Origin of the sequence: Kitasatospora sp. NBC_00315, from assembly GCF_041435095.1 — a bacterium.
Lineage (GTDB): Bacteria > Actinomycetota > Actinomycetes > Streptomycetales > Streptomycetaceae > Kitasatospora.
In genome coordinates, this window is sequence record NZ_CP108025.1 from 3,904,248 (window position 1) to 3,917,565 (window position 13,318).

Genomic DNA, 13,318 nt, shown 5'->3' on the forward strand with positions numbered 1-13,318 from the left:
CGGTAGCCCTCAACCACGAAAGCCCCACATGGCATTGAACCGATTGTGGGTTGATCTCCCGATGTCGGAACGAGGTGCTAGAAAGATCTCCACTGCTTCGTGGACGACAGGAGAGATCCGTGCCCGACCCGAACGCTCCGCACCCTCAGCTGGTCCCCGGTCTGTACGAGAGCGTGGTGACCGACTCGCTGTCCGGCCGACTCGCCGGGTTGGCCGGCTCCGGGCTGCGGGCGGTCGATCGCGAGGTGGCCAAGGAGTCGTCCTCGTACGTGCTGGCGCGCCACATCGGGCTCCAGGCGCAGCGCGTTCTCCAGGAGATGGATCCGGATCAGCGCGTCGAGGCCGCCAACCGCCTCCTGTCCGTGCTGGCGGGTCACGGCGGCGGCGCCGACCCGGTGGATCAGGTGGCCGCCGGGCCGAGGGAGTTGATCGCCATCGCCGAACAGGAGGCGCCCGGCGTCTACGCGATCCGGCCGGTGACGCCCCTCTCCGAGAGCGCCCTGCTGACCAACGCGCCGGAGGAGCAGAGCCTCGGACACGAACTACGAGCCGAGATAGTCACGGCCGACCGGGTCGATCTGCTCTGCGCCTTCGTCAAATGGCACGGACTGCGGATTATCGAGGAGCAGCTCCGCGAGCTCCACCGGCGCGGTGTACCGCTGCGCGTCATCACCACCACGTACATCGGCGCGACCGAACGCCGGGCACTCGACCGGCTGGTGCGCGAGTTCGGCGCCGAGGTGAAGATCAACTACGAGCTGCGCACCACCCGGCTGCACGCCAAGGCCTGGCTGTTCCGGCGAGCCACCGGCTTCGACACCGCCTACGTGGGCAGTTCCAACCTGTCCAAGGCGGCCCTGTTGGACGGGCTGGAGTGGAACGTACGCCTGTCGGCCGTCGCCACCCCCGCCGTACTCCGGAAGTTCGAAGCGACGTTCGACTCCTACTGGAACAACCCCGACTTCAAGAGCTACGACCCCGACCGGGACGCCGAGGAGCTGGACCGCGCACTGCTGGAGGCCGGCGGCGGTCGGCAGGACGACGGGCGCCGGATCTCCCTGTCCGGCCTGGAGGTCCGCCCGCACCCGCATCAGAAGGGCATGCTGGAGCTGCTCCGCACGGAGCGCGAGGTCCACCAGCGGCACCGGAACCTTCTGGTGGCGGCTACCGGCACCGGCAAGACGGTGATGGCAGCCCTCGACTACAAGCAGCTCCGCAAGGAGTCGGGCCGCGATCTGACGCTGTTGTTCGTCGCGCACCGCCAGGAGATCCTCAAACAGTCGCTGCGGACGTATCGCGAAGTGCTGGCGGATGCGAACTTCGGGGAGCTGATGGTCGCCGGCGAGCGCCCCGAGCTGCGCCGGCACGTCTTCGCCAGCATCCAGTCACTGCACACCCGCGGCCTCGGCTCCTTCGCACCCGACCACTTCGACGTGATCGTCATCGACGAGTTCCACCACGCCGAGGCCGCGACCTACCGCAAGGTCATCGACCGGTTCACGCCGCGCGAGTTGCTGGGCCTGACCGCCACGCCCGAGCGGGCCGACGGCAAGCGCGTACAGGACGAGTTCTTCGACGGCCGCATCGCCGCCGAGATGCGCCTGTGGCAGGCCATGGAGGACGACCTGCTCTGCCCGTTCCACTACTTCGGCGTGCACGACAACACCGATCTGAGCGGCGTCAGCTGGCGCCAAGGCGCCTACGATCCGGTAGAGCTGACCAACGTCCTCACCGCGGGGGACGCGCAGGCGCTCCAGGTCGTCGGGACGGTCCGGGGCAAGATCTCCGACCCGCTCCGGATGCGGGCGCTGGGTTTCTGCGTGTCCGTCCGGCACGCCGAACACATGGCCCGCGCCTTCAACCGCGCCGGCTTCTGCGCCCGGGCACTGTCCGGTCACACGCCCGCCGCGGAGCGCAAGGCCGCGCTCGACGGGCTGAGCAGCGGCGAGATCCAGGTCCTCTTCACCGTCGACCTGTTCAACGAGGGCCTGGACATCCCCGGGATCGACACCCTCCTGCTGCTCCGCCCCACCTCAAGCGCCACGATCTTCCTTCAGCAGCTCGGCCGCGGGCTGCGGCGCTCCGCCGACAAAGCCGTCCTCACGGTCCTGGACTTCATCGGCTACCAGCGCAAGGAGTTCCGCTTCGAGGAGCAGTTCCGCGCGCTCACCGGCTATACCCGCAAGGCGCTGGAGAACAACGTCTCCCGGGACTTCCCGCACCTTCCGTCGGGCTGCCAGATCATCCTGGACCGGGTCTCCAAGGACATCGTCCTGCGCAACATCCGCCAGCAGCTCGCAGCGAACGTCAAAGTCCTCACCCAGGAGGTGCGCGCTCACGGGGATTCGCGGCTCGGAAGCTACCTCACCGAGAATCAGCGGCACATCACCGACGTCTACCGGGGCGGCAACTCCTGGACGGGCATCCTTCGCCGGGCCGGCCTGACACCCCCGGCAGAGGTACCGGGTGAGGCCGCACTGCTCAAGCGGATGGCCGCGCTGCTCCACGTCGACGACCCTGATCGGGCACAGGCGTACAGCCGCCTCGTCGAGGACGACTCCGAGCCCTACCAGAAGCTCGACGACCGGATGCGGGCCTATGCGGAGATGCTCTTCTTCTCGCTCTGGCCCGGCGGCGGGGGCTTCACCTCGGTCGGGGAGGGCCTGGAGTCGCTCCGACCGCACAAGGCCGTCCGAAGCGAACTCCGACAGTTGTTCGCGCACGGCCTCGAACACGCCCGGCACGCTCCCAGGCCCCTGGGTCTGGACCTCGGCCCCCTGACGGGCCGGCCGCTCGCGGTCCACGCGCACTACAACACCCCCGAGCTGCTGGCGGCGCTGCGCTGGGCCGAACTCGGCCGCAGGCTTCCGACGCCGTTCAACGCGGGCGTCGCCTGGTGCCAGGAGACGCTCACAGACGCCCTCCTGGTGACTGTCAGGAAGGATGAGAAGGACTTCTCGGAGAACACCCGTTACCACGACTACGCGCTGAGCGAGGACCTGTTCCACTGGGAGTCGCAGTACGCCACGTCAGGCGCCTCGACCACGGGCAGGCGCTACCAGAACCACCACCGGGACGGCAGCAACGTCCTGCTCTTCGTTCGGCAGGAGAGGGAGAACGAGATAGGCCGGCCGTCCCCCTACATCCTGCTCGGACCCGTCCGGTACAGCTCGCACGAGGGCGACCGTCCGATGGCGGTGACCTGGAGGCTCCGCCACCCGCTGCCGTCCGACGTGCACCACTTCACAGCGGTGACCACGGGGTAGCCGCGGCCGGTCGGGTCCTGCGACCGGCCGCGGCTACCGCGCCTCCAGCCGCCACCACTGCCCCGGGCTGTCCGTGTCCTCCCATTGGCGGACCGGGGCGCCCGGGGTGGTGGCGGCGTCGGCCACTTCGAGGGCTTTGCCGCTGATGAAGCTGGTGATGGTGAAGGTGCCGGGGGCGTCGACGTGTTGTTCGAGGAGCCACTCCTGGGCGCCGAAGGCGTTGGGTGACCACTGCTGGACGAGGACGCCGTTCTCGGTGGAGGCGCCGGTGACGTCGAGCCGCTTGCCGCTGGCGGTGTTCTCGACGTGGAAGAGGGCTCCACCGGGGTGGACGGCGGTGAGGCGCCACAGCTGCGCGGGGGTGCCGGCCTCCTCGCCCTGGCGGGCCTTGGCGCCGCTGCGGGGGCTTCCGTCGGTGATCTCCAGAAGGAGGCCGCTGGCGACGTTGCGGATCCGGTAGAGCCCGTCCTTGATCATTGCTGGACTCCCCGGTGGTGGTGTCGGTCCTTACCGCTCGCAGTCTCCCACCCTGCGCCGACACGCCACTCCTCGTAGCCGAAGGCGGCGGCCATGATCGCGGCCGTCGCGGCGACCTGGGCGAGGGCGCAGTGGCCGGTGCCGAGCGGTACCGTCGCGGTCAGCGCGAGGGCGGCGAACAGGCGGGGAAGGACCGGGGCCAGGCCGAAGGTGCGGCGGATGGCGGCGTTGGCGGCGAGGAAGAGCGCGACGCCGCCGGCCAGGGCCGCCGACTGCGGGAGCGAGATCGGGGCGCCCGGGTGGGCGACGGCGGACTTCACACCGGCGGCGAGGACCAGGACCCCGAGCAGCAGGGCGTAGTGGCCCAGGTTGTAGACACTGACCGCGAGTCGGTTGCGGTCGGCGTCGGAGAGAGCGGCCATGTGGTGTTCGGCGCGGGCGTCGTCGTCACGGCCGAAGTAGGCCCACCAGAGGCCGACGCAGACGCCGAGGGTGAGCAGGGCGGTGGCGACCAGTGCGACGGTGAGGTCGCTCTCGCCCGCCCCGACGCCGATGGCGATCACGGATTCGCCGAACGCGATGATGACGATCAGGCCGTGGCGCTCGACGAAGTGGTCGGAGCGGAGCTGGAACCGGGGCAGGTCGACCAGCCGGGGTATCGCCAACTGGAGCCCGAAGGCGGCAGCCCAGAGGGCGAGTTGGACGGTGCCGGTGAAGTAGCCGCCGGTGACGACCAGGGCCGTGTTGAGGACGTTGAGGCCTCCCATCCGCAGGACCGAGCCGATCGCGACGCCGGCCGCCGCGAACATCCCGGTGTGGACGGCCACCACCACGAGGTACGCCCAGCCGAACGCGACACCGCTGCCGGTGAAGGCGTGCGGGACGGCCAGCGAGATCACCAGGAACGCGGCCATGCCGAGGAACAGCAGGCCCCGGCGGCCGTGGGTGGAGGGCGGCATCGCGTTGGTGAGCCAGATGAAGGCGTCGTACATCCACCAGATCACCGCGAGCATGACCAGCACCTGCACCAGCCCGCCGGTGGTGAGGTGATGGGCGAGGCTGCCGGTGAGCTGGGTGATGGTGAAGACGAAGACGAGGTCGAAGAAGAGCTCCAGCGGGCTGACGCGCAGGGCGGTTTCGGCTTCGCCCGCGGTGGCGCCGGGGGCTGCTGGGGCGGAAGTGGTTACGGTCACGGCGTGAGTATGGGTTCTGCGGTGCGGCGGAGTCGGCGTTTCCCGACATGCTCCGCCAGAGGCGAAACCGCGCCGGCCCCCCGCGCACCCGGGGCGCGCCCGGGCCGGCCGGCCACATCGGGACGGGTCAGGTGCCCACCAGTTCCAGCATCCCCCACACCGCGACCGTTCCCGCCACCACCGTCAACGGGACGACGATCAGGCCGAGCCGGGTGAACACCTTGAGTTCGACCGGCTCGGGCAGCAGTCCGCGCCACAGCAGGGTGGCCAGCGACCCGACGTAGGTCAGGTTCGGGCCGAGGTTGACCCCCACCAGGACGGCCAGCACCGGGCCGGTCCCGCCCGCCGAGGCCAGCGGCAGCAGTGCGAGGGTCGCGGGCAGGTTGTTGATCAGGTTGGCGAGCACGGCGGCGATGCCCGCGACGACGAGCAGCTCGGGCAGCCCGGCGCCGTCCGGCAGCAGCCGCTCCAGCCCGGCGCCCAGGCCGTTGTCCACCACGGCCTTGACCACCACGCCCAGTGCCAGCACGAACAGGCAGAAGTACAGCCCGGCCGAGCCGACCAGCTCCCGGACGGTACTGTCCCCACGCCGCAGGGCCCGGGCGCCGAGCACCAGCACACCGCCGAGCGCCGCCCAGGCCGGGTTGGCCCCGAGCAGGGAGGTGACCGCGAAGCCGAGCAGGGTCAGCGCCAGCACGACCAGGGTGAACAGCGGCAGGGCGACCGGTCCCTTCGGCGGGGGCAGCGGCGCGCCGGCGGCCAGATCCTCCCGGAAGAACCGCCGGAAGGCCACGAACTCGATGCCGATCACCACGACCCAGGCCGGCGCCATCAGCAGCGCGAACCGCGTGAAGGTCAGGCCGCTCGCGGCGAAGGCCAGCAGGTTGGTCAGGTTGGAGACCGGCAGCAGCAGCGAGGCGGAGTTGGCCAGGTGCGCGCAGGCGTACGCGTGCGGGCGGGGCCGGGCGCCGAGCCGGGCGGTGGTGGCGAGCACCACGGGGGTGAGCAGCACCACCGTCGCGTCCAGGCTGAGCACCGCCGTGACCAGCGCGGCGACCCCGAAGACACCGGCGAGGAGCCGGTCGGGGCGCCCGTGGCACACCGTGGCGACCAGGTGCCCGGCCGCCTCGAACAATCCCTCGTCGGCGCAGAGCTTGGACAGCACCAGGATCGCGGCGAGGAAGGCCACCACCGGCAGCAGCTCCCTGGTCTGCGCCCAGGCCTCGGACGGTCCGACCGCGCCGACGGCCAGCAGCAGGGCGGCGGCCGGGACGGCGGCCGCCGCCTCCGGCCGGCCGCGCGGCCGTACGACCGCGAAGGCCAGCACCAGGACCAGCAGGACAACGGAAAGGACTTCGGTGACGGCGGTGCTCACCGGCCGATCATGGCACGCCCGCACAGCCACCCCGAACAGGTCGCGGCGCCACCGCGGCCACGCAGTGGAACCGTCAGGCCGGAGCGGGCGCGGCGGTGGCGCTGACCGGTCTGTACGTGGCGGCGTTCGGCGGCTCCCACCCGCTCGCCGGGAGGATCGGCGCCTGACCGGCCGTCCTCGCCGTCACCGGTGTGGTGGCCGCCGCCTCCACCGTCGTGACCGCGCGCCGGGGCCGAGCCGGCCCCGACCACCCGCCCGCCCGGCGTCAGCTCCCGAACCGGGCCTCGAACGCGGCCCGGTTCGCGGAGACCGGTGAGCGGTCCCACACGGCGAAGACCACCCGGTCGAACGCGGCCCCGTACCGCGCCAGCCCGGCGTCGAAGGCCTCCGCCACCTGCGCCGGGTCGTTGCGGAACACCCCGCAGCCCCAGGCACCGAGCACCAGCTCCCGCACACCGTGCGCCGCGGCCACCGCGAGCACCCGCAGCGCCCGCTCGGCCAGCACGTCCCGCACGTCCGTACCGGCCGAACGGCGCTCCAGCTGACCGGCGTTGGGCGCGGGCGAGGTCAGGAAGGCGACCTCGTACGGCTGCGCGAGAAGCTCTCCGTCCTCCCCCCGGACCACCGGTACGCCCGGGGCGAAGATCACCCGGTGGCTGTACCGCAGGTCGGTGGAGGCCCGGTGCGCCGCGTAGTAGTCCGGCGCCTCCAGCAGGCAGGTGTACAGCAGCGCGCTGCGGCAGACGTCCTCCTCCTGGGCCCGGGCGCCGCGCAGGTACCCGCCGCCGGGATTGCGCGCGGAGGCGAAGTTGAGCACCCCGACCGGGCCGCCGCCGGCCGCCACCAGCCGCCGTGCGGCCTGCATGCTGCCCTCCGCCGTCACCTCGACCGTCCCGGGCCCCGGGCCCGACTCGGCCCCGGCCACCAGCTCCTCCAGCGCCTGCGGGGTGTACGAGACCGTCCCGGCGCGGGCGGCCGCCAGCCACCGCGCCACCTCCACCAGCTCACCGCCGGCGGCCAGATAGCTCCCCCGCTCGACGCTCTCCTCGTTGACCATGGCCACTCGGTGCAGTCTGCTGCTCATGGCGCTGACGGTATGCCAGGGCGCGCCGTCGACGCCACCGGTTATTCTCACCCTCAGAACAACGCCCCGGGCTCCACCGCCGGGCAGTGCCGGCGAACCCCCGCCCCCGGACCCAAGTCGCGCGCAACCGGCGACCGGCCGGCCCCACCGAAGTGGAACGGCGACCGGCCGGCCCCACCGAGCACAGACGGCGACGGGCCCGCCCCACCGAAGTGGAACGGGCCCGGAGCCTGCGGATCAGCGGGAACTACCCGGCGTCAGCTCTTCCAACGCGGCTTGCGGTCGCCGCCGTTGAAGCTGCCGCCACGGTCGTCACGGTTGAAGCCACCGGAGCGGCCACCACGGTCGTCACGGTTGAACGAGCCGCCGCCGGCACCCTGCGGACGGCCACCGGTGCGGTGGTCGTCACGGCGCGGGGAGAACGGGCGGCTGCTGCTGTTGCTGCTGCCGCCGCGCTCGTCGCGCTCACCGAAGGAGCGGGCCGGACGGTCGCCGAAGGAGCGCGCCGGACGGTCGCCACCGAAGGAGGAGCCACCGGAGCGGCCACCACGGTCGTCACGGTTGAACGAGCCACCGCCACGGTTGTCACGGTCACCGAACGAACGGCTGCCGCCACGGTCATCACGGTTGAAGCCACCGGAGCGGCCACCACGGTCGTCACGGTTGAACGAGCCACCGCCACGGTTGTCACGGTCACCGAACGAACGGCTGCCGCCACGGTCATCACGGTTGAAGCCACCGGAACGGCCACCACGGTCGTCACGGTTGAACGAGCCACCGCCACGGTTGTCACGGTCACCGAACGAACGGCTGCCGCCACGGTCATCACGGTTGAAGCCACCCGAGCGGCCACCACGGTCGTCACGGTTGAACGAGCCACCGCCACGGTTGTCACGGTCACCGAACGAACGGCTGCCGCCACGGTCATCACGGTTGAAGCCACCGGAACGGCCACCACGGTCGTCACGGTCGCGGTTGAAGCTGCCGCCGCGGCTCTCGCGGTCGCCACCGGCGGGACGCTCGGCGCGGGCCTCGCGGTACGCGGGGGCGCGCTCCTCCTCGACGGCCGCCGGGGCGGTGGTCTCGGCGGCGGCCTCGGCCGGGGCGTCCTCGGTGACGGCGGCCGGGGCCTCGTCCTCGATGCCCAGCTCGGCCCGCTCGCGCGCCGCACGGGCGGCGAGGCGGTCGGCCTCCTCGCGCAGCTCGGTGGCGCGGCGCTGCGCGCGCTCCAGCTGGCGGGTCATGTCGGCGAGCTCGCGCTCGGCGGCACCGGCGATGCCGGCCGCGCTCTCGGCCTGCACCTCGACGAGCGAGCGGGCGCCGGTGATCCGGGCCACCTCGGCGTCGAAGGCGTGGTCGAGGATGTGGCGGCTGGCGTCGACGCCCGCGTCCTCCATCAGGCGGAACACACCGCGACGCTGGTGCGGCAGCACCAGGGTGACGACGGCGCCGGAGCGGCCGGCGCGGGCGGTGCGGCCCGAGCGGTGCAGGTAGTCCTTGTGGTCGCCGGCCGGGTCCACGTTCAGCACCAGGTCGATGTCGTCCACGTGGATGCCACGGGCGGCGACGTCGGTGGCGACGACGACGTTGAGGTAACCGTCCTTGAAGTCGCCGAGCACCCGGGTACGGGCGCCCTGGGTCATCCCGCCGTGCAGCGCGTCGGCCTTCACGCCGGCCTCGATCAGCTGCTCGGCCACGCGGTCGGCGCCCATCTGGGTGCGGACGAAGATGATCGTGCGGCCCTTGCGGGCGGCGATCGCGTTGGTGATCGGCGCCTTGTCCTTGGGCTTCACCACGAGGATGTGGTGGCTCATGGTGGTGACCGCGCCCTGGGCCGCGTCGACCTCGTGAGTGACCGGGTTCTTCAGGTAGCGCTTGACCAGGCTGTCGATCTCGTTCTCGAGCGTCGCCGAGAAGAGCAGGCTCTGACCGCCGGACGGGACCTTGTCGAGGATCTCGGTGACCTCGGGCAGGAAGCCCATGTCGGCCATCTGGTCGGCCTCGTCCAGGACGGTGACCATGACCTCGTCGAGCTTGGCGGTGTTGCGGTTGATCAGGTCGCGCAGGCGGCCGGGGGTGGCGACGAGGACGTCGACACCGCGCTCCAGCGCGTAGATCTGGTTGGACATCGAGGTGCCGCCGCAGACGACCTTCAGCTTGAGGCCGAGCACCGAGCCGAACGGCTCCAGCGCGTCGGCGACCTGCATGGCCAGCTCGCGGGTCGGGACGAGGATCAGGCCCCGCGGGTGCTTGGGCTTGGTGCGGCCCTCGGCGCCGGCGATGCGGGTGAGCAGCGGGAGACCGAAGCTCAGGGTCTTGCCGGAGCCGGTACGGCCACGGCCCAGCACGTCCTTGCCGGCCAGGGCGTCCGGGATGGTCGCGGCCTGGATCGGGAACGGGGTGGTGACGCCGCGCTTGTTGAGGGCGCGGACGACGTCGTCGTGCAGGCCCAGGTCACCGAAGGTGATGGTGGGCTCGGCGGGCTCGACGTCATCGGCGGCGTCGTCGGCCTCGATGGTGTCGTCGGCCTCGGCCGCGTCGGCGAGCTCGTCGAGCTCGGTGATCTCCGCGAGTTCGGTCTCGGAGAGGGAAACATCGGCGGCGGACTCGCTCGCGGGCATGGCGAAGCGGGCGTCGTCAACGAGAGACATGCAAAACCTTCCGGAAGTGGCACGCGCCTAAGTCCGGGGTTCTGGTCTCAACCGCCTCTATGCGGTCAGCCACGGATCGCCGGAACGCGCCAAGGGCGCCAGATGGGAATAGGGCGCCAAGCAAATGGTTCAAAGTAACGATCTACTACCATAGACGAACCTCGGGATCAGAGGCAAATGCCCTGGCCAGACCGCTAACGGCCGGCCCTGCCCTGGCTCGGTGCCGACGATCCGGAGCTGCCGGTGGTCGGCGCGGGATCGGCGCTCACCGTCGCGGCCGGCGAGCTGTGCTCGGGAGCGGGCGAGGGCTGGGCCGACGCGCTCGGGCTCGCCGCCGGAGAACCGGCCGCGCCCCCGGCCGTACCGCCGGCGGCGCCACCACCGGCCGTGGGTGCCGGAGACGACCCGCCGCCGGGCCCCGAGGTCGCAGCGCCGCCGGGCGCGCCCTCGCCGGGCAGGGCCCCCGGCACCGCGACGACACCCGCCACCGCCGCGCCGGGCAGGGCGGGCACCGGCTCCGCCCCGACGCCCGCCGAGGGCGTCACCTCGCCCTGCGCGCCTGCGGGACGCTCCGTGCGCGCCCCGCCACCCGCATGCCCCGCGCCCGCTCCGCCGGCCGTCGCTCCGCCGCTGTGGCCCGCCTTGCCGGCCGATCCGGTCGGCACCGCGCCCTGCTGCCGGTCCGCACCCGGTCCGACCGACATGCAGCCCGTCAGCCCCAGGCCCGCGACGGCGAGCACGGCGGCCGCCCGCACCGCACCGACCCGCACCGCCCGGGCCCGAGGCCCCGGCTCCCGCACCGCCGACACCCTGGCCACCGGGCCCACCGGACCGACCGAACGCACCGGACCGACCGAACGCACCGCACGAGCTGACCGAACCGCCGTCACCGAACTCCCTCTCCTGCCGCCCCACCCGGCCCGCCCACTGCGCGGAGCCGCTTCCGCTGACCAACGCGCACCGGCGGGCGGAGACACGGGCAAACCACCCGGGACAGGTGGAACGACATCCGCCCGGCGCAGCCCGCACCGTCGGCGTACCGTCCCCAAGGTCCAGCGCCGGCTCCCGGCGCCCGCCGGTGGCCCCGAGGGGCCCCACGGCGCGCACCGCCTCCACGGGGCCCGTACGGGGCTCCGCGGCGGCACGCCGGCCGTGTGCTCAGCCCCAGAGGCCGTGCGCCAGCCCCGTCCCCGCGTACACCGCCAGCAGGCCCGCCGTGATGCTCCCCAGCACGTTCGTCACGGCCAGCAGCCGGGCCCCGCCCTCGGCCAGCCGCAGGGTCTCGAAGGAGAAGGTCGAGTACGTGGTGAGCGCCCCGCAGAGCCCTGTTCCGAGCAGCAGCTGCAGCTGCGAGGAGGCCGCCCCCGCGGCCACCGCGCCGGTGACCAGCCCGAGGACCAGGCACCCGGCCACGTTGACGGTGAACGTCCCCCAGGGGAACACCGAATCGTGCCGCGACTGGACGGCCCGGTCCGTCAGATAGCGCAGCGGCGCGCCGACCGCCGCCCCGGCCACCACCAGAATCCAGTTCACCCCCGCTCGCCCGTCCGTCCCACGTACCTGACGACCTCGCAGGCCTCCAGCGTCACCAGACCCTCCGACACCAGCTCGTCCAGCTCCGGCAGGAAGGCCCGCACCCGCTCCTGCGCGTCCACGATCACCACCGCCACCGGCAGGTCCTCCGCCAGCGACAGCAGCCGGGAGGTGTGGATCAGCGAGGAGGCACCGAACCCCTCGATCCCCCGGAACACGCTCGCCCCCGCGAGCCCGGCCGCATGGGCCCGGTGCACGATCTCGCTGTACAGCGGGCGGTGGTGCCAGGCGTCGTACTCGCCGACGATCACGGTGAGCCGCAGCGCCGGGCCGGCGATCCCGGTCACCGGACCGCCCCCGTCACGGGGTGCGGCCGGCGGCGGTTCAGCCGGGCCAGCAGCCGCCGGGTGAGGCCGGCCGCCGCCCACACCGCGCACATCGCGCCGACGAGCGTCAGCCCCAGGTACGCCGCTCCCGGTCCCGGCCGGCCCTCGGCCAGCAGCCGGCGGATGTCCACCGCGTACGTCGAGAAGGTGGTGAAACCGCCCAGCACCCCCGTCCCGAAGAACGGCCGGACCAGTGGATGCACCGGCCGCCCCTCGGTGACCGCCACCAGGAACACCCCGATCACCGCGCAGCCCAGCACGTTCACCAGCAGGGTCGTCCACGGGAACTGCCCCGGGCCGCCGGTCGGCCACAGCAGCCCCGCGCCGTAGCGCGCCGACGCCCCGATCGCACCGCCCAGCGCGACCGCGCCGACCGCCCGGCCCTGCCCGCGCAGCACCGACGGCCGCCGGGGCCGCTCCGCCCGCCCGGGCCGCTCCACCCGCACCGTCTCCTCCGAACTCATGGACTCATGAAACACCGGCCGCGATCACCTGGCACCGCGTCATCCCAGACCCGACAATGAACCGGTGGAGATGACCCGGGAAGACTTCGAGCTGCTCGTGAGCGACGCCCTCGACCGGATCCCCCCGAACCTCGCGGCCATGATGGACAACGTCGCCGTCTTCGTCGAGGACGAGCCCGATCCCACCACCCCGGACCTGCTCGGTCTCTACGAGGGCACCCCGCTCACCGAGCGCGGCGAGTGGTACGCCGGCGCCCTGCCCGACCGCATCATCGTCTACCTCGGCCCGACCCTGCGGCACTGCGAAAGCCAGGACGAGGTGGTGGACGAGGTCCGCACCACGGTGATCCACGAAGTCGCCCACCACTTCGGTTTCGACGACCACGAGCTGGACGAACTCGGCTGGGCCTGACCCGCCCCGACACGCCGCGCACCCCGTCGGCCGAAACCGTTTTGGCGATCCGCCCGGCATCCCATATGCTTCTCGACGTCCCCGAACGCTGGAAAGTTCAGACCGGACAGGCCGCAAGCCCTCATCGTCTAGTGGCCCAGGACGCCGCCCTTTCAAGGCGGTAGCACGGGTTCGAATCCCGTTGGGGGCACGTAGTAAGGTACCGAAGTCGGTGTCGCAGGACACCGAAGCGGATAGGATCCGCAAGCAAGGTCCTGTGGAGCAGTTGGTTAGCTCGCCACCCTGTCAAGGTGGAGGTCGCGGGTTCAAGTCCCGTCAGGATCGCTCGTCCCGCAAGGGACGGTGCAGTACGGCCAGGTAGCTCAGTTGGTACGAGCGTCCGCCTGAAAAGCGGAAGGTCGCCGGTTCGACCCCGGCCCTGGCCACATAGCATGACCAGGCACGATGCCCTCGAAGCAGCTCGCTTCGGGGGCATTT

Annotated in this window: 11 protein-coding genes and 3 tRNA genes; 5 read left to right on the top strand and 9 right to left on the bottom strand. The window is 72.2% G+C overall.

Features of this window, described 5'->3' with window-relative positions; translation table 11 throughout:
* Positions 1 to 119: 119 nt before the first annotated feature.
* A complete protein-coding gene (locus OG823_RS15845) occupies positions 120 to 3,266 on the top strand; it encodes a DUF3427 domain-containing protein (protein WP_371480193.1) in 3,147 nt (1,048 codons plus the stop codon).
* A gap of 33 nt (positions 3,267 to 3,299) precedes the next feature.
* On the opposite strand, the gene OG823_RS15850 is transcribed toward OG823_RS15845, so the two are convergent.
* From OG823_RS15850 to crcB (OG823_RS15890), 9 genes are all read right to left on the bottom strand, one after another.
* Complete coding sequence (locus tag OG823_RS15850) at positions 3,300 to 3,743, bottom strand: RICIN domain-containing protein (protein ID WP_371480194.1); 444 nt, start codon at positions 3,741 to 3,743, stop codon at positions 3,300 to 3,302.
* Complete coding sequence (locus OG823_RS15855; RefSeq protein WP_371480195.1) at positions 3,740 to 4,936, bottom strand: low temperature requirement protein A; 1,197 nt, start codon at positions 4,934 to 4,936, stop codon at positions 3,740 to 3,742. Before OG823_RS15855 ends, OG823_RS15850 begins: the two co-directional genes overlap by 4 nt.
* A 127-nt stretch (positions 4,937 to 5,063) precedes the next feature.
* Positions 5,064 to 6,311 carry an SLC13 family permease gene (locus OG823_RS15860; protein WP_371480196.1) on the bottom strand — a complete coding sequence of 416 codons (1,248 nt, stop codon included), beginning with the start codon at positions 6,309 to 6,311 and terminating at the stop codon, positions 5,064 to 5,066.
* A gap of 265 nt (positions 6,312 to 6,576) precedes the next feature.
* Entirely contained in the window at positions 6,577 to 7,395 is an 819-nt protein-coding gene (locus tag OG823_RS15865; RefSeq protein WP_371480197.1) for a TIGR02452 family protein, read from the bottom strand.
* A gap of 257 nt (positions 7,396 to 7,652) precedes the next feature.
* Entirely contained in the window at positions 7,653 to 10,046 is a 2,394-nt protein-coding gene (locus OG823_RS15870; protein WP_371480198.1) for a DEAD/DEAH box helicase, read from the bottom strand.
* A gap of 194 nt (positions 10,047 to 10,240) precedes the next feature.
* Positions 10,241 to 10,864 (bottom strand): hypothetical protein, encoded by a 624-nt coding sequence (locus OG823_RS15875; protein ID WP_371480199.1) that lies wholly within the window; start codon positions 10,862 to 10,864, stop codon positions 10,241 to 10,243.
* A gap of 340 nt (positions 10,865 to 11,204) precedes the next feature.
* Positions 11,205 to 11,579 (bottom strand): fluoride efflux transporter CrcB, encoded by a 375-nt coding sequence (gene crcB, locus OG823_RS15880; protein WP_371480200.1) that lies wholly within the window; start codon positions 11,577 to 11,579, stop codon positions 11,205 to 11,207.
* Entirely contained in the window at positions 11,576 to 11,926 is a 351-nt protein-coding gene (locus tag OG823_RS15885) for a DUF190 domain-containing protein (protein WP_371480201.1), read from the bottom strand. Before OG823_RS15885 ends, crcB (OG823_RS15880) begins: the two co-directional genes overlap by 4 nt.
* Positions 11,923 to 12,429 carry a fluoride efflux transporter CrcB gene (gene crcB / locus OG823_RS15890; RefSeq protein ID WP_371480202.1) on the bottom strand — a complete coding sequence of 169 codons (507 nt, stop codon included), beginning with the start codon at positions 12,427 to 12,429 and terminating at the stop codon, positions 11,923 to 11,925. The genes OG823_RS15885 and crcB (OG823_RS15890) overlap by 4 nt, the downstream gene beginning before the upstream one ends.
* A 70-nt stretch (positions 12,430 to 12,499) precedes the next feature.
* Between crcB (OG823_RS15890) and OG823_RS15895 the strand changes: the two genes are divergently transcribed.
* From OG823_RS15895 to OG823_RS15910, 4 genes are all read left to right on the top strand, one after another.
* On the top strand, positions 12,500 to 12,841 hold the full coding sequence (locus OG823_RS15895; protein WP_371480203.1) for a metallopeptidase family protein: 342 nt from the start codon (positions 12,500 to 12,502) through the stop codon (positions 12,839 to 12,841).
* A 117-nt stretch (positions 12,842 to 12,958) separates the two neighbouring features.
* Positions 12,959 to 13,031, top strand: a tRNA-Glu gene (locus tag OG823_RS15900).
* A 60-nt stretch (positions 13,032 to 13,091) separates the two neighbouring features.
* Positions 13,092 to 13,165: transfer RNA gene (locus tag OG823_RS15905), tRNA-Asp, on the top strand.
* A gap of 27 nt (positions 13,166 to 13,192) precedes the next feature.
* Positions 13,193 to 13,266: transfer RNA gene (locus tag OG823_RS15910), tRNA-Phe, on the top strand.
* The last annotated feature ends 52 nt before the right edge of the window (positions 13,267 to 13,318 follow it).